The sequence below is a fragment of the Pseudomonas sp. BJP69 genome, assembly GCF_007633355.1.
Taxonomy (GTDB): domain Bacteria; phylum Pseudomonadota; class Gammaproteobacteria; order Pseudomonadales; family Pseudomonadaceae; genus Aquipseudomonas; species Aquipseudomonas juntendi.
Window position 1 is genome coordinate 5,129,249 of record NZ_CP041933.1, and the last position, 15,282, is coordinate 5,144,530.

13 protein-coding genes are annotated in these 15,282 nt (G+C 61.8%); 4 read left to right on the forward strand and 9 right to left on the reverse strand.

The window, feature by feature from the left end; all coding sequences use genetic code 11:
* Positions 1-6: 6 nt before the first annotated feature.
* Positions 7-579 (reverse strand): HutD family protein, encoded by a 573-nt coding sequence (locus FPB55_RS23930; RefSeq protein WP_009683255.1) that lies wholly within the window; start codon positions 577-579, stop codon positions 7-9.
* Positions 576-1,286 (reverse strand): histidine utilization repressor, encoded by a 711-nt coding sequence (gene hutC, locus FPB55_RS23935; RefSeq protein ID WP_154211989.1) that lies wholly within the window; start codon positions 1,284-1,286, stop codon positions 576-578. Before hutC ends, FPB55_RS23930 begins: the two co-directional genes overlap by 4 nt.
* Before the next feature lie 144 nt (positions 1,287-1,430).
* Here hutC and FPB55_RS23940 point away from each other — a divergent pair, with 144 nt between their 5' ends.
* The gene (locus FPB55_RS23940; RefSeq protein ID WP_144189460.1) at positions 1,431-2,795 is read left to right on the forward strand and encodes a formimidoylglutamate deiminase; all 1,365 of its coding nucleotides are present in this window, start codon (positions 1,431-1,433) and stop codon (positions 2,793-2,795) included.
* Between the two features lie 231 nt (positions 2,796-3,026).
* Here the strand turns inward: FPB55_RS23940 and FPB55_RS23945 are convergent, their stop codons facing one another.
* The 5 genes from FPB55_RS23945 to FPB55_RS23965 all read right to left on the reverse strand — a co-directional run bounded on the left by FPB55_RS23945 (position 3,027) and on the right by FPB55_RS23965 (position 8,331).
* Complete coding sequence (locus FPB55_RS23945; RefSeq protein WP_033690008.1) at positions 3,027-3,599, reverse strand: lipocalin family protein; 573 nt, start codon at positions 3,597-3,599, stop codon at positions 3,027-3,029.
* Positions 3,596-3,850, reverse strand: a complete 255-nt coding sequence (gene bamE / locus FPB55_RS23950) for an outer membrane protein assembly factor BamE (protein WP_009681214.1) — start codon at positions 3,848-3,850, stop codon at positions 3,596-3,598. The genes FPB55_RS23945 and bamE overlap by 4 nt, the downstream gene beginning before the upstream one ends.
* Positions 3,851-4,077: 227 nt before the next feature.
* Positions 4,078-4,674, reverse strand: coding sequence for a DUF924 family protein (locus FPB55_RS23955; protein WP_009681215.1), 597 nt, complete (start codon positions 4,672-4,674; stop codon positions 4,078-4,080).
* A gap of 3 nt (positions 4,675-4,677) precedes the next feature.
* A complete protein-coding gene (locus FPB55_RS23960; RefSeq protein ID WP_009681216.1) occupies positions 4,678-5,688 on the reverse strand; it encodes a class 1 fructose-bisphosphatase in 1,011 nt (336 codons plus the stop codon).
* Positions 5,689-5,880: 192 nt separating this feature from the next.
* Positions 5,881-8,331, reverse strand: a complete 2,451-nt coding sequence (locus tag FPB55_RS23965; RefSeq protein ID WP_009681217.1) for a glycogen/starch/alpha-glucan phosphorylase — start codon at positions 8,329-8,331, stop codon at positions 5,881-5,883.
* A gap of 186 nt (positions 8,332-8,517) precedes the next feature.
* On the opposite strand from FPB55_RS23965, the gene FPB55_RS23970 reads away from it, so the two are divergent.
* Positions 8,518-8,922, forward strand: coding sequence for a YkgJ family cysteine cluster protein (locus FPB55_RS23970; protein ID WP_003249225.1), 405 nt, complete (start codon positions 8,518-8,520; stop codon positions 8,920-8,922).
* 123 nt (positions 8,923-9,045) lie between these two features.
* On the opposite strand, the gene typA is transcribed toward FPB55_RS23970, so the two are convergent.
* Positions 9,046-10,866, reverse strand: a complete 1,821-nt coding sequence (gene typA, locus FPB55_RS23975; RefSeq protein WP_009681218.1) for a translational GTPase TypA — start codon at positions 10,864-10,866, stop codon at positions 9,046-9,048.
* Positions 10,867-10,994: 128 nt separating this feature from the next.
* Complete coding sequence (gene thiI / locus FPB55_RS23980; protein WP_009681219.1) at positions 10,995-12,449, reverse strand: tRNA uracil 4-sulfurtransferase ThiI; 1,455 nt, start codon at positions 12,447-12,449, stop codon at positions 10,995-10,997.
* A gap of 635 nt (positions 12,450-13,084) precedes the next feature.
* Here thiI and glnA point away from each other — a divergent pair.
* Together glnA and FPB55_RS23990 are read left to right on the forward strand one after the other, a co-directional pair.
* Positions 13,085-14,491: a type I glutamate--ammonia ligase gene (gene glnA, locus FPB55_RS23985; protein WP_009685006.1), complete on the forward strand. Its 1,407-nt coding sequence runs from the start codon at positions 13,085-13,087 to the stop codon at positions 14,489-14,491.
* Between the two features lie 155 nt (positions 14,492-14,646).
* Positions 14,647-15,189 carry a chorismate mutase gene (locus tag FPB55_RS23990; protein ID WP_029887412.1) on the forward strand — a complete coding sequence of 181 codons (543 nt, stop codon included), beginning with the start codon at positions 14,647-14,649 and terminating at the stop codon, positions 15,187-15,189.
* The last annotated feature ends 93 nt before the right edge of the window (positions 15,190-15,282 follow it).

Here is a 15,282-nt window from a genome sequence, read left to right on the forward strand (position 1 = left end):
GCTATCTCAAGTTGGAATGAGTTCGATCAGGCAGCACCGCCCCTGCACATCCAGCTCCAGCAACGCTTCGTTGCCCTCCAGCCGCAGGCAGTCATACAACCCCAGCCGTTGCGCCTCACGCCCAGCCAAGGCCACCTCGACCTGATTACAGGCCGCAAACAGCAACACCGTCGACGCCGAGGTGTACATTCGCTGGGTACCGTCCAGCCACTGCAACCGCGCCCGGTAACGCTGCGGCGCATAGATCAGGTTGAAATCCCGAATCGCACCGCCCAGCAACCTGCAACTGACCTGGCTCTCGCCACTGAAGGCAAATGCATCGCAGGCCAGCAATGGCCGGCTGGCCTGGCCGTCCACCACCAGGCGCATGCCGTCGCCCTGCAGCACAGTGATGATCCGCTGGTAACCGGCAAACGTGGAAAAGCCGCCCGAGTCCTCGATATCGGCGATCGACAGGCGCCAGCCGAAGCCGTCCAGGCCTTCGCCGCTGTCGCGGGTGATTTCTTCAGTGAAACCGCCACCGTTCTTCCATGGCATGCGCGGGTAATCCTGCGCGCGCAACACCTGCAACTGGCTCATTTGCTGAAACGCCCCTCCAGGCGATGACGGGATCCGGGGTGGATCAGCCGCGCGGCAGTCACCGGCTGGCGGCCCGACCAGGTGCGGCGCCGAATCAGCAGGCAAGGCTCGCCCCGTTCGATCTGCAACAGCCGGCATTCCTCCGGCTCGGCGAGGATCGCCTCGACCACGTGCTCGCCTTCGGTCAACGGCGCCACCTGGGACAGGTAGGCGTAGGGCGTCTGCCGGGTGAAATCCTGCTTGAGGTAGTCGGGGGCGATCGCCGCATTGACGTAACGGTCCTCGATCTGCACCGGCACGCCGTTCTCGAAATGCACGATCAGCGAATGAAACACCCGCTGGCCCTCGCGCATGTCCAGGGCCAAGGCGCGCTCCGAGCCGGCCGCTTCCTCGGTGAGGGTGATGACCTGACACGTATGCTTGTGGCCACGGGCGGCAATTTCGTCGGCGATGTTGTTCACCTCGAACAGCGCCGACCGACCTTTGGGCTCAGCCACGAAAGTGCCCACCCCTTGCATGCGCACCAGCAGGCCTTCGGCCGTGAGTTCACGCAGGGCGCGGTTGATGGTCATGCGGCTGAAGCCGAGCTCGTTGACCAGCTCGCTCTCCGAGGGGACCCGGTGATGCGGCGGCCAGCTGCCGTTGTCGATCTGCTGGACGATCATCTGTTTGACCCGCGCATACAGCGGCGCCGGGCCCTCGCCCATCTGGGCAACCAGCGCGGAGACAGGAGGTGTCGGCACGGCGTTGGATCCTTGTGCGAATTTAATGGGCTGTAGCTTGCCGCAGTTTACCCGGCAGGCAAACGCCTGTATATGTATATACAAGCTAACAATAACAGGATTCGCACCATGCCCGCCTACTTCGCCGAACGTGCCCTGCTGCCCAGCGGCTGGGCCCGCCATGTCCGCATCGAGGTCGCCGGCGATGGCTACGTGGCCAGTATCGAGCCAGGGGCTGCGCCCGAGGGTGCCGAACGGCTCGCCGGGCCCTTGGTCCCCGGCATGCCCAACCTGCACTCGCATGCCTTTCAGCGCGCCATGGCGGGGCTGGCCGAGGTTGCTGGCAACCCCAACGACAGCTTCTGGACCTGGCGCGACCTGATGTACCGGCTGGTCGGCCAGATCAGCCCAGAACAACTGCAGGTCATTGCCCGGCAGCTGTACATCGAGATGCTCAAGGCCGGCTACACCGCGGTCGCCGAGTTTCACTATGTGCACCATGACCAGGCCGGCAAGCCCTACGCCGACCCCGCCGAGTTATCCCGCCGCATCAGTGCGGCCGCCGCTGACAGTGGTATCGGCCTGACCTTGTTGCCGGTGCTGTACAGCCATGCCGGGTTCGGTGGCCTGGCGCCGAACCACGGCCAGCGGCGCTTCATCAATACCACCGACCAATACCTGCAACTGCAGGCGCAGCTGGCCCCCGCGCTGGCCACACAGCCCGCGCAGCGCCTGGGCCTGTGCTTCCACTCGCTACGGGCGGTGGCGCCGGTGCAGCTCGCCGAAGTGCTGGCGGCCAGTGACACGCAAGCACCGGTGCATATCCATATCGCCGAGCAGCAGAAGGAAGTCGACGACTGCCTGGCTTGGAGCGGCCTGCGGCCCCTGCAGTGGCTGTATGAGCATGTCGACGTCGACCGGCGCTGGTGCCTGGTACACGCCACCCACGCAGCTCCCGACGAGGTCGCAGCCATGGCCCGCAGCGGCGCGGTGGCAGGCCTGTGCCTGACCACTGAAGCCAACCTGGGCGACGGGATTTTCCCGGCCGTGGAGTTCCTGGCCCAGGGCGGGCGCATGGGCATTGGTTCAGACAGCCATGTATCGCTGAGCGTGGTCGAGGAATTACGCTGGCTGGAATATGGCCAGCGGCTGCGTGACCAGCGCCGCAACCGCCTGTATCGGGGTGATCAGCCAATGGTCGGGCGCACCCTGTATGACGCCGCGCTGGCGGGCGGCGCCCAGGCGCTGGGGCAGCCAATCGGCGCGCTGGCCGTGGGCAAACGTGCCGACTGGCTGGTGCTCGACGGGCAGGACCCTTACCTGGCGATTGCCGAGGATGATGCCATCCTCAACCGCTGGCTGTTTGCCGGCGGCGATCGCCAGGTGCGCGATGTGATGGTGAATGGGCAGTGGGTAGTGCGCCAGGGGCGGCATGCACAGGAGGAACAAAGCCGGGTGGCATTTGCCGAGGTACTGCGGCAGTTGCTGGGGTAATGCAGGGCCATCACCAAGCTTGAGAACTGTGTAGTACCTGTGGGAGCGGGCGTGTCGAGGCGTCGAACCGCCGCGAACAATACACCGCGGTGGCTGGCACCGGCTACGCCGGTGTTCGCGGCGGTTCGACGCCTCGACACGCCCGCTCCCACAAGGACCCTACTAAATCAGTAAGTTATGTAGTGTTCTATGAGAGATGGCTTGCCGGCGATAAGGCCGGCAATGCTGCCATCAATGCATCTTGACGATCTGCTGGTCGGAAGCGCGCCAGATCAAGCGGCTGGTGTCATAGCCCTGCTGACGGGCCTTGGCCAGCAGGCTCTCGCGCTGCCAGGCCGGCAGGGTCGGCGTGCGTGACAGGATCCACAGGTACTTGCGGTCCGGGCTGCCAACGATGGCGGTGCGGTAGTGTTCGTCAACGTACAGAATCCAGTATTCACCCCGCGCCACGCCCGGCACCAGCTTGGTGAACCAGTTATCGAACTCGACCCACAATTTATCGGTATGGCCCGGCTCCTGGATATTGGCATGCCCCTCAGCGCGCAACCATTCGTCACCCATGGTGCGGCAACGGTTGAGTACCCCGTAGCTGCCATCGGGCTTGAGGTTGTAATGGGCCTCGGACTGTTCGCAGCCCTCCTGGAAGCGCATGGGCAGGCGTGCCAGCTCGTACCATTTGCCCTGGTAACGCTTGAGGTCTACGTTGCCGGCGGTTTTCGGCGCCAGCGGGTCATGCACAGAGCCTGCGCAACCGCCCAGCAGCACCGCCAGGCATACCGCCATCAGCAGGTACACACGCCTCATTTGAGGCCCTGCCCTGAGTACATCAACACTTTGTCAGCCGCATACTGCACGCTGATGAAGCTCTTCTCGTCCCCCCAGGTGCAGCTGCTCATGCCCAACGCGCCGGAACATTCGGTCGGCGTGCCGAGCAGCTGCTCGACCTCGGCCTTGCTCATACCGGCCTTGATCTTGGAATAGTTTTCCTGGTTGATCTTGCTGCAGGCAGTCAGCACGACGCACAGCGACAACAGGGCGAGGGAACGCAACGACATTGAAGGACACTCCTGGGAAAATGAGACAGGCGAGTGGCCTGCAGTGACCTTCGACGTGAAAATCCCTCCTTTGTTCCCTGCCCTGCCCCCCGTACCCCTACACCATTGGTCGGATGGCCACTACTGTGCGATTAATCACAAAGCATTAGTCAACGGCCAATAAAAAAGCCGCCCCTTGTAGGGGCGGCCTTATGTGGCGATGGCCTGCGCAGCAGGGCCGTGCCATCTCAGAACCTGGACCCAGGCTCCAGCAGGAAGTCCATCTCTTCGCTGGTGCTCGGGCGATCCAGCACCAGGTTGCGGTGCGGGAAGCGACCAAACCGGGCGATCACCCGCTGGTGCTGCTCGGCGTAGTCGAGGAAGCCTTCGAACAACCGGCGGCTGGCCTCGGGCTGTTCGCCCAGCAGCACCTGAAAGCGCTCGACGCACAGGTTTTGCCAGTCCAGCACCTCGGCGTGCTCCAGCACCACCAGCACGAATACCCGCTGGATCGGCAGCAGCTGGTAGTCCCAGCCCTTCTGCAGGCCCTGCATGGCCACCACCTGGGCACGCCGGTCACCCTCGAAGGCGCGCGGCGTGTCGCGGTAGATCATGCGTGGCAGCTGGTCGAGCAGCAGCAGCAGGCCCAACCAGCCCTGCGGGCTTTGCTGCCACTCGTCGAGCCCGCCGGCCAGGGCGTGCTCCACCAGTTCACCGAACTGCGCATGGGCCTCGGCATCGTGGTGCTTGCCGAACCACAGCGTGCTCTTCTCGTCAGCCACGGCCTGGGCACTGGTGCCCCAACCGAACCACCATTCCAGCAACGGCTGCCAAGGTGCGAGCATGACTTACTCCTTGTGGTAGGCGGTAACGCGCTCGACCTCTTCTTTCGAGCCAAGAATGACCGACACACGCTGGTGCAGGCTTTCTGGCTTGATGTCGAGGATGCGATCGTAACCATTGGTAGAAGCGCCACCGGCCTGTTCGATGATGAACGACATCGGGTTGGCTTCGTACATCAGGCGCAGCTTGCCCGGCTTGCTTGGCTCGCGGGCGTCACGTGGGTACATGAACAGGCCGCCACGGGTCAGGATGCGGTGCACGTCGGCCACCATCGAGGCGATCCAGCGCATGTTGTAGTTCTTTTTCAGCGGGCCGGTCTCGCCTGCCAGCAACTCGCCGACGTAGCGCTGCACCGGGGCTTCCCAGTGGCGCTGGTTGGACATGTTGATGGCGAACTCGGCGGTGGTTTCCGGCACGCGGATGTTCTCGTGGGTAAGCACGAAGCTGCCCAGCTCGCGGTCCAGGGTGAAGCCCTTCACGCCGTTGCCCAGGGTGAGGATGAGCATGGTCTGCGGGCCGTAGATGGCGTAGCCGGCAGCCACCTGCTGGGTGCCTGGCTGCAGGAAGGCGTTTTCGTTCAGGGTTTCGTTCTGGCTCAGGTACTCGTTAGGGCAACGCAGTACCGAGAAGATGGTGCCGACCGACACGTTGACGTCGATGTTCGACGAACCGTCCAGCGGGTCGAAGACCAGCAGGTAGGCGCCTTTGGGGTACTTGCCCGGAATCTGGTAGGCGTTGTCCATTTCTTCCGAGGCCATGCCGGCAAGGTGGCCGCCCCACTCGTTGGCCTCCAGCAGGATATCGTTGGAAATCACGTCCAGTTTCTTCTGGACTTCGCCCTGCACGTTTTCCGTGCCCATGCTGCCCAGCACACCGCCGAGGGCGCCCTTGGACACGTGATGGCTGATTTCCTTGCACGCACGCGCCACCACTTCGATCAGGAAGCGCAGATCGGCAGGGGTATTGTTGCTGCGGGTCTGCTCAATCAGATAGCGACTCAGGGTAACGCGGGACATGTATGGCTCCGAAAGGATGGGGGAGATGAAAAACCCCCGCAGTTTACAGGGAGAGTTGCAGGCTAGCGAGTGATGAGACTCGCCACGGCACTCTGACGGCACAATAGGTCGGTAGTTCAGCGTGTGCCAGGCCGGTGGTCGGCGCCCGCCTTCTTCACGAGCGAGCCCGTGAAGAAGGCGGTGCAGGCACCTTCAATCCAGCGCTTTCCAGATCTGCGTAGCATATTCGCGAATGGTCCGGTCCGACGAGAACCAGCCCATCCGCGCCGTGTTCAGCACCGCCATGCGCCACCATTGCTCCGGCGTGTGCCACAAGTCCTCGACGCGCTGCTGGGCATCCCAGTAGGCATCGAAATCGGCACATACCAGGAAGCGGTCATAGGCCACCAGCCCATCGATCAAGCCGGTGTAGCGCGAAGGGTCGTCCGGCGAGAACACACCGCTGCGAATCGCCTGCAGTACGTCGTTGAGGCGGTTGGACGCAGCAATCGCCGCCGTGGCGCCAAAATCACCCGCCCGCTTGCGCGCCTCGACCTGCTGGGCGGTCAGGCCGAATATGAACATGTTGTCGGCACCAACCTGCTCGCACATTTCCACGTTGGCCCCATCCAGGGTACCGATGGTCAGTGCGCCGTTCAGGCCGAACTTCATGTTGCTGGTACCCGAGGCTTCGTAACCGGCCGTGGAAATCTGCTCGGAGAGGTCCGCAGCCGGAATGATGCTCTCGGCCAGGCTGACGTTGTAGTTGGGCAGGAACACCACCTTCAACTGGCCACGCACGGTCGGGTCGTTGTTCACCACCCGGGCGATGTCGTTGGTCAGCTTGATGATCAGCTTGGCCTGGTGGTAGCTGGCCGCCGCCTTGCCGGCGAAAATCTTCACCCGCGGCACCCAATTGGTGCCAGGGTCGTTGCGCATGGCCTGGTACAGGGCCACGGTATGCAGCAGGTTGAGCAACTGGCGCTTGTACTCGTGAATACGCTTGACCTGCACGTCGAACAGCGCTTCGGGGTTGACCGTGACGCCAACGCGGTCCTGGATGATGCTGGCCAGGGCACGCTTGCTGTGCAGGCGCTGAGCCGCGAACTGCTTGCGGAAACCCGCCTTGTCGGCGAACGGCACCAAACCGGCCAGGCGCCCCTCCGGGTCGTCCTTGAGCTCCGGCCCCAGCGCCTCCACCAGCATGTCGGTGAGTTGCGGGTTGGACTGGTACAACCAGCGGCGGAAGGTAATGCCGTTGGTCTTGTTGTTGATACGCTGCGGATACAACTTGTGCAGCTCGGCGAACACCGTGCTCTTCATCAGCTGGCTGTGCAACGCCGAAACGCCGTTGACGCTGTGCGAGCCGAGGAATGCCAGGTTGCCCATGCGAACTCGGCGGCCGTTGTCTTCCTCGATCAGCGACACCGCCCGCAGCACGTCGAAGTCGTGCAGGCCTTTGGCACGCAGGCTGTCGATATGGTACGCGTTGATCAGGTAGATGATCTGCATGTGCCGCGGCAGCATGCGCTCCATCAACGCCACCGGCCAGGTTTCCAGCGCTTCGGGCAACAGGGTGTGGTTGGTGTAGGCCAAGGTGCCGACGGTCAGCTCCCAGGCCTTGTCCCATGGGATTTCGTGCTGGTCCACCAGCAAGCGCATCAGCTCCGCCACGGCAATGGACGGGTGCGTGTCGTTGAGCTGGATGGCGGCCGCATCGGGCAGGTTGAGCAGCGAGTCATGCTGGTTCAGGTGGCGGCGCAGCAAGTCCTGCAGTGATGCCGATACGAAGAAATACTCCTGGCGCAGGCGCAGTTCCTGCCCGGCCTCGGTACTGTCCGCCGGGTACAGCACCCGCGAAATGCTTTCGGCACGTGCCACCTCGGCCACTGCGCCCAGGTGGTCACCGGCGTTGAAGCGCTCCAGGTGCAGCTCTTCCAGCGCCCGTGCCCGCCACAGGCGCAGGGTGTTGACGCTCGAACCCCGCCAGCCGACCACCGGCGTGTCGTACGCTACCGCACGCACGGTCTCGCCAGGTGACCACACCTGGCGTTGGTTGCCATGGTTGTCGTGCACCGTTTCGACGCTACCGCCAAAGCTGATCGGGTAGATCACTTCGGCACGCTCGAACTCCCACGGGTTGCCGAAGTCCAGCCAGTTCTCGGTCTGCTCCTGCTGCCAACCATCGACCAGTGCCTGGCGGAACAAGCCATGCTCGTAGCGGATACCGTAGCCATGGGCGGCAATGCCCAGGGTCGACATGCTTTCCATGAAGCAGGCGGCTAGACGCCCCAGGCCACCGTTGCCCAGTGCGGCATCGGGCTCCAGCAGGCGGATGCGCTCCAGGTCCACGTCCAGGTCTTGCAGGGCCTCTCGGGCGATGTCCAGCAAGCCCAGGTTGCTCAGGCTGTCGTAGAGCAGGCGGCCAATCAGAAACTCCAGGGAAAGGTAGTAGACCCGTTTCTGGCTACGCCGGTAGGCCTGGCGGGTGTGGTCCATCCAGTGGTCGACCATGTGATCGCGCGCGGCCAGGGCGATGGCTTCGAACCAGTCATGGTCGAAGGCGTGCTCCGGGTCCTTGCCAACCGCATAGGTCAGCTTGTTCAGTACGGCAGCGCGAAAATCCGCGACTTCGGCGTCACGAGCTTCAGGTTCCTGGGACATGGGGCATCCTCGGGCAAGTTGACGAAAGCGGAGGGAGAGTGTTCAGACTAGACCCTTCGACAGGGAGAGACAGTTACGGTTCGCAGTTTTCATGCCGACTTGGTGATTCCGGCAAAAGGTTGTTCATAAATTGAACAATTCCGGTATCATCGCGCGCCCCAAGACCGTGATCCGCCCCTGATAAAGATGAAAACGACCCTGATCGCCGCAGCCGAAGTCGACCGCCTGGAGACCTGGCAGCGCTACACCAGCAACATGTGCCATGGCTGCCATTCGACCTGCTGCACCCTGCCGGTAGAGGTGAAGATCAAGGATCTGATCCGCATCGGCGTAGTCGATGAATTCGAGAAAGACGAACCGCCGAAGAACGTGGCCAAGCGTTTGCAGAAAGAAGGCATCATCGAGCGCTTCAACCAGAAGTCAGGCATCTTCACCCTGACCCGGATGAGCAACGACGACTGCATGTATCTGGATCGCAAAAGCCGCCTGTGCACCATTTATGACAAGCGCCCGGACACCTGCCGCAACCACCCCAAGGTTGGCCCCCGGCCGGGGTATTGTGCGTACAAGCCCAAGGTGGTCGGGCGCTAAGCGTTAGCCGTCAAGGGCCTCTTCGCGGGCTTGCCCGCGAAAAGGGCCAACGCAAATTCTGCAAGCATAAAAAAACGCCCCCGGCCTTTCGACCGGGGGCGCTTTTATTCAGCCTGAGCTAACTCAGTTCTTGGCTTTCTTGGCAGCGCGGGTACGCTCGCCTTCGTCCAGGATCTTCTTGCGCAGACGGATCGACTTAGGCGTGACTTCGCACAGCTCGTCGTCCTGGATGAATTCCAGGGCCTGTTCCAGGGTGTGGCGAACTGGCGGTACCAGGGCGATAACTTCGTCTTTGCCCGAAGCACGCATGTTGTCCAGCTTCTTGCCCTTGGTCGGGTTCACGCCCAGGTCGTTGTCACGGCTGTTCAGGCCGATGATCTGACCGTTGTAGATCTCCTGGCCGTGTTCAACGAACAGCTTGCCGCGAGCCTGCAGGGTTTCCAGCGAGTAGGTCAGTGCCTTGCCGGTTTCGACCGACACCAGAACACCGTTCAGGCGGCCAGACATCTGGCCCGACTTCATGGTGTCGTAGCGGTCGAAGATCGAGGTCAGGATGCCTGCACCGTTGGTCAGGGTCAGGAACTGGTTACGGAAGCCGATCAGACCACGGGCTGGAATGTTGTATTCCAGGCGAACACGGCCCTTGCCATCCGGCACCATGTTGGTCAGGTCACCCTTACGCAGGCCCATCTCTTCCATGACCTTGCCCTGGGATTCTTCAGGGATGTCGATGGTGACGTTCTCGAACGGTTCCTGCTTCACGCCGTCGACTTCGCGGATGATCACTTCAGGGCGGCCAACAGCCATCTCGAAGCCTTCACGACGCATGGTTTCGATCAGTACCGACAGGTGCAGCTCGCCACGGCCCGATACCTTGAACTTGTCAGGGGAATCGGTTTCCTGAACGCGCAGGGCCACGTTGTACAGCAGCTCCTTGTCCAGACGGTCCTTGATGTTGCGGCTGGTCACGAACTTGCCTTCTTTACCGCAGAATGGCGAGTCGTTGACCTGGAAGGTCATGGAAACGGTTGGCTCGTCAACGGTCAGCGGCTTCATCGCCTCTACCGCGTCTGGGGCGCACAGGGTGTCGGAGATGAACAGCTCGTCGAAACCGCTGATGCAGACGATGTCGCCAGCCTGGGCTTCTTCGACGTCGACGCGGTGCAGGCCGTGGTGGCCCATCAGTTTCAGGATACGGCCGTTACGCTTCTTGCCGTTGGTGTCGATGGCGACAACCGGGGTGTTCGGCTTGACGCGACCACGGGCGATACGACCAACGCCGATAACACCGAGGAAGCTGTTGTAGTCCAGTGCGGAGATCTGCATCTGGAACGGGCCGTCACGGTCAACAGACGGTGCTGGTACGTTGTCGACGATCGACTGGTACAGCGCAGTCATGTCTTCGCCCATGGCGGTGTGGTCCAGACCGGCGATGCCGTTCAGGGCCGAGGCGTAGACGACTTTGAAGTCCAGCTGCTCATCGGTGGCACCGAGGTTGTCGAACAGGTCGAAGATCTGGTCCAGAACCCAGTCCGGACGCGCGCCCGGGCGGTCGACCTTGTTGATCACGACGATGGGCTTCAGGCCGGCTTCGAAGGCCTTCTTGGTCACGAAGCGGGTTTGCGGCATCGGGCCGTCCTGGGCGTCGACCAGCAGCAGCACCGAGTCGACCATCGACATTACACGCTCGACCTCGCCACCGAAGTCGGCGTGGCCGGGGGTGTCGACGATGTTGATGTGGTAGCCGTTCCAGTTGATGGCGGTGTTCTTCGCCAGAATGGTAATACCGCGCTCTTTTTCCTGGTCGTTGGAGTCCATGACGCGCTCGTCGTTGAGCTCGTTACGCTCCAGGGTGCCGGACTGACGCAGGAGTTTGTCGACCAGGGTGGTTTTACCATGGTCAACGTGGGCGATGATGGCGATGTTACGCAGATTTTCGATCACAAGTGTATCTCGATCAGAGGATTCGGTTGCCGCCCAGGGTAGGCGGCGAATATGTACTGTTTAAGGCTCAGCGGGCCCGGCGGTCGGGAGGGCGATGGCGGATACTGCCGCCATACAGCCCCGGCGTCTTATGTCGGACGATAAACACGCACATTGGCATGTCCCTCACTGAGCAGGTGGTGTGCGTGCAAACGGCTCATCACACCCTTGTCGCAATACAGCAAGTACTGGCGCGTGGGGTCCAGGTGCTTGAACTTGCTGTTGATGGCATAGAACGGCATGGCCTGCACCTCGATACCTTCCAGTACCAGAGGCTGATCTTCCTGGGCGTCGGGGTGACGAATGTCGATGACGATCTGGCCTGGCAGCGCCTCGGCCACTTCCTCGATTTCGATGTCCTTGCCCAATTCATCGATCACGTGGTCGATGGAAATGAACTTGGCGCGCTCCAGGGCGCGCTCCAGCACGGCCATGTCGAACTGCTTTTCTTCGTGCTCCATGCGGTGGCGCTTGGCATGGGTGGTCGGGTTCACCGAGATCACGCCACAGTATTCCGGCATGTGCTTGGCGAAGTCGGCGGTGCCGATTTCGGTGGCCTGGTCGATGATGTCCTGCTTGTGCGTGGCCAGCAGCGGGCGCAGCACCAGCTTGTCGGTGGCCGAGTCGATGATCGACAGGTTCGGCAAGGTCTGGCTCGATACCTGGGAAATCGCCTCGCCGGTCACCAATGCGTCGATCTGCAGGCGGTCGGCCATATGCGCGGCGCCGCGCAGCATCATGCGCTTGAGGGTCACGCCCATGTAGCTGTTGTCGACCTTGTTGAGGATTTCGCCAACCACTTCCTCGAACGGCACGCTGATGAACAGCACGCGCTGGCTGCTGCCGTACTTCTTCCACAGGTAATGGGCCACTTCCATCACGCCCAGCTCGTGGGCACGGCCGCCAAGGTTGAAGAAGCAGAAATGGGTCATCAGGCCACGGCGCATCATCTGGTAGGCCGCCACGGTGGAGTCGAAGCCACCGGACATCAGCACCAGGGTCTGCTCCAGCGCACCGAGCGGGTAACCGCCAATGCCATTGTGCTGGTTGTGGATCACGTACAGGCGCTGGTTGCGGATTTCGATGCGCACCATCACCTCGGGGTTCTTCAGCGCGATGCCGGCAGCGCCGCATTGCTGGCGCAGCTGGCTGCCGACGTAACGGTCGACGTCCATCGAGGTGAAGTCATGGTGACCACCGCGCTTGCAGCGCACGGCGAAGTGCTTGCCGGCCAGCAGGTGGCCAAAATGGTGCTTGCACTTGGCGACGATATCGTCGAAATCACCCAGCGGGTATTCCTCTACCTGCAGGAAATGGGTAATACCCGGGGTGCAGGTGAGGCGCTCGATCATCTCGCGCTGGACTTTCTCGTCTTCGACGCGGGTAACCACTTCGAGGTTGTCCCACACACCATCCACCGCAAGCTCAGGGTCGAGGTCCTTGAGCACGTTGCGGATATTCTTGCCGAGCTGGCGGATGAAGCGCTTGCGCACCGGCCGGCTCTTGATGGTGATTTCTGGGAAGACTTTGACGATGAGTTTCATTGGTTAACAGCGCGCGCAGGGCCTGCCGAAAATGAGGGGCGCGAATTATATCGGAAATTGCTCAGGATTTGACCAACTTTTGATCAGAAGCTTTGAGATAAATGTCAGCGCAGGATTTTTTGGTGCCCGTGAGACCGAGCGCCGCCCGCGCGGCGCATCGCGAGCTACGCTCGCTCCTACGTTTGTTTCGGGCCAGTAACCCCTGTGCCAGGTGCGCGCGACCGCCTTGTTTGTACCGCGCGATAATGAGGCATGCGCCAAGGCGTTCGCGCACAAATCCCACAGGAATAATTGGCCCGAAACAAACGTAGGAGCGAGCGTAGCTCGCGATGCGCCGCGCGGGCGGCGCTCGATCTCACAGGCGATGAAGCCCTCAAAGAAAGCACACCCTCCAGGTCGTGCACCATACCGGTGCACCAATACCAAAATACGCATCTAAAAAGTGCACATTCCAAGCCCAGCCCCCCGCAAAATGCCTGCAAACGCCCCCTTTTATCCCGCCCTCGCCATTTTCGGGCACTGGCATGCAATTTGCTCCCTTGTGAGGCAGGTAAGCTTGGCCGACTATCCGCGCCCGGCAACACCCTTTTTCCAGGGCAGCGGCCCACCGCGCTCTAGACCATCCGGAGGACAACATGTCGAAGTCGGTTCAACTCATCAAAGATCATGACGTCAAGTGGATTGATCTGCGTTTCACGGACACCAAAGGTACTCAGCACCACGTGACCATGCCGGCGCGCGATGCGCTGGACGAAGACTTCTTCGAAGTCGGCAAGATGTTCGACGGTTCCTCCATCGCTGGCTGGAAAGGCATCGAAGCTTCCGACATGATCCTGATGCCGGTTGACGAAACCGCCGTTCTGGACCCGTTCACCGAAGAACCAACCCTGATCATCACCTGCGACATCGTCGACCCGTCGAGCATGCAGGGCTACGACCGCGACCCACGTGCCATCGCCAAGCGTGCCGAAGAGTACCTGAAGAGCACCGGCATCGGTGACACTGTCTTCGCCGGCCCGGAGCCAGAGTTCTTCATCTTCGACGAAGTCAAGTTCCAGTCGGACATCTCCGGCTCGATGTTCAAGATCTTCTCCGAGCAAGGCTCGTGGATGACCGGCGCTGACGTGGAAGGCGGCAACAAAGGCCACCGCCCAGGCGTGAAAGGCGGCTACTTCCCGGTTCCGCCGTTCGACCACGACCACGAAATCCGTACTGCCATGTGCAACGCACTGGAAGAAATGGGCCAGACCGTCGAAGTTCACCACCACGAAGTGGCAACTGCCGGCCAGAACGAAATCGGTGTCAAGTTCAACACCCTGGTGAAGAAGGCTGACGAAGTCCAGGCGCTGAAGTACGTTGTGCACAACGTTGCCGACGCCTACGGCCGTACCGCTACCTTCATGCCGAAGCCACTGTACGGCGACAACGGTTCGGGCATGCACGTGCACATGTCGATCTGGAAAGACGGCAAGAACACCTTCTCCGGCGAAGGCTATGCCGGCCTGTCCGACACCGCCCTGTATTTCATCGGCGGTATCATCAAGCACGGTAAGGCCCTGAACGGCTTCACCAACCCGTCGACCAACTCGTACAAGCGTCTGGTTCCAGGTTTCGAAGCCCCGGTGATGCTGGCCTACTCGGCGCGCAACCGTTCCGCTTCGATCCGTATTCCTTACGTTGGCAGCCCTAAAGCCCGCCGTATCGAAGCCCGCTTCCCGGACCCATCGGCCAACCCGTACCTGGCCTTCGCAGCACTGCTGATGGCTGGCCTGGACGGTATCCAGAACAAGATCCACCCAGGCGACGCGGCCGACAAGAACCTGTACGACCTGCCGCCAGAAGAAGCCAAGAACATCCCGCAAGTGTGCGGCAGCCTGAAAGAAGCTCTGGAAGAGCTGGATAAAGGCCGTGCGTTCCTCACCAAGGGCGGCGTGTTCTCCGACGACTTCATCGACGCCTTCATCGAGCTCAAGAGCGAAGAAGAAATCAAGGTCCGCACCTTCGTGCACCCGCTGGAATACGAGCTGTACTACAGCTGCTGATCTGATCGGCGCCCGGCGCCGGTGAGCTGATCAAACGGCCTCCCTCGGGAGGCCGTTTTCGTTTCTGCCGTCACTATTTTCGGAAGCGTCCTACCCCCGAGGATCAGGCAACACCGCCACACTCGGGCCTTCACCCTATGCTCTGGAGGTCTGTCATGCGTCATTTCCCCTTCGCCGCAGTGGCTGTATTGGCCCTGACCGGTTGCACCGCAGAAGCACCGCCGGATACGGCGTTATCCGCGCTGCTCGACAACATCGAACGTCGCCTGGCCCTGGCTGAAGCCGTGGCGCTGCACAAGTGGGACACTGGCCAGCCCGTGCAGGCAACGCTGCGCGAGCAACAAGTGCTGGCGAATGTCCGTGCTGCCGCACCTGGCCACGGACTGGCACCACAACGCGCCGAGGCGTTTTTCGCCGACCAGATGGAAGCCAACAAGTTGCTGCAATACACCCTGCTGTCCGACTGGCACCGCGAGGGCGCGGCGCCGCACACGCAACGCCGCGACTTGCAGACTGACATCCGCCCGCAACTGGATGACCTGCAGGGCACACTCCTGCAAAAGCTGGCAGCCTTCGACCGTGAGCCCGCGGCAGGCTGCAGCACACGGCTGGCCAAGGAACTGGCCGGCCGTTCCGCGCCCCAGCCACTGCACCAGGCCTTGGTTCGCGCCACCGGTCAATTGTGCGATAAATCCTGAAAGCTCTATGCTCCTTATTGGTGCATTCTTGCGGGCGACGCCCTTGAATGCACCCCAAAAAAGGTCACAAGAAACGTTAAACCAGAACATTCT

Bases quoted from the DNA above. Each gene is read 5' to 3' on its own strand.
- FPB55_RS23930 (WP_009683255.1), bottom strand. From the start codon at position 579: ATGAGCCAGTTGCAGGTGTTGCGCGCGCAGGATTACCCGCGCATGCCA.
- hutC (WP_154211989.1), bottom strand. From the start codon at position 1,286: ATGGGCGAGGGCCCGGCGCCGCTGTATGCGCGGGTCAAACAGATGATC.
- FPB55_RS23960 (WP_009681216.1), bottom strand. From the start codon at position 5,688: ATGTCCCGCGTTACCCTGAGTCGCTATCTGATTGAGCAGACCCGCAGC.
- FPB55_RS23990 (WP_029887412.1), top strand. From the start codon at position 14,647: ATGCGTCATTTCCCCTTCGCCGCAGTGGCTGTATTGGCCCTGACCGGT.
- glnA (WP_009685006.1), top strand. From the start codon at position 13,085: ATGTCGAAGTCGGTTCAACTCATCAAAGATCATGACGTCAAGTGGATT.
- FPB55_RS23970 (WP_003249225.1), top strand. From the start codon at position 8,518: ATGAAAACGACCCTGATCGCCGCAGCCGAAGTCGACCGCCTGGAGACC.
- thiI (WP_009681219.1), bottom strand. From the start codon at position 12,449: ATGAAACTCATCGTCAAAGTCTTCCCAGAAATCACCATCAAGAGCCGG.
- bamE (WP_009681214.1), bottom strand. From the start codon at position 3,850: ATGTCGTTGCGTTCCCTCGCCCTGTTGTCGCTGTGCGTCGTGCTGACT.
- FPB55_RS23965 (WP_009681217.1), bottom strand. From the start codon at position 8,331: ATGTCCCAGGAACCTGAAGCTCGTGACGCCGAAGTCGCGGATTTTCGC.
- FPB55_RS23955 (WP_009681215.1), bottom strand. From the start codon at position 4,674: ATGCTCGCACCTTGGCAGCCGTTGCTGGAATGGTGGTTCGGTTGGGGC.
- FPB55_RS23945 (WP_033690008.1), bottom strand. From the start codon at position 3,599: ATGAGGCGTGTGTACCTGCTGATGGCGGTATGCCTGGCGGTGCTGCTG.
- FPB55_RS23940 (WP_144189460.1), top strand. From the start codon at position 1,431: ATGCCCGCCTACTTCGCCGAACGTGCCCTGCTGCCCAGCGGCTGGGCC.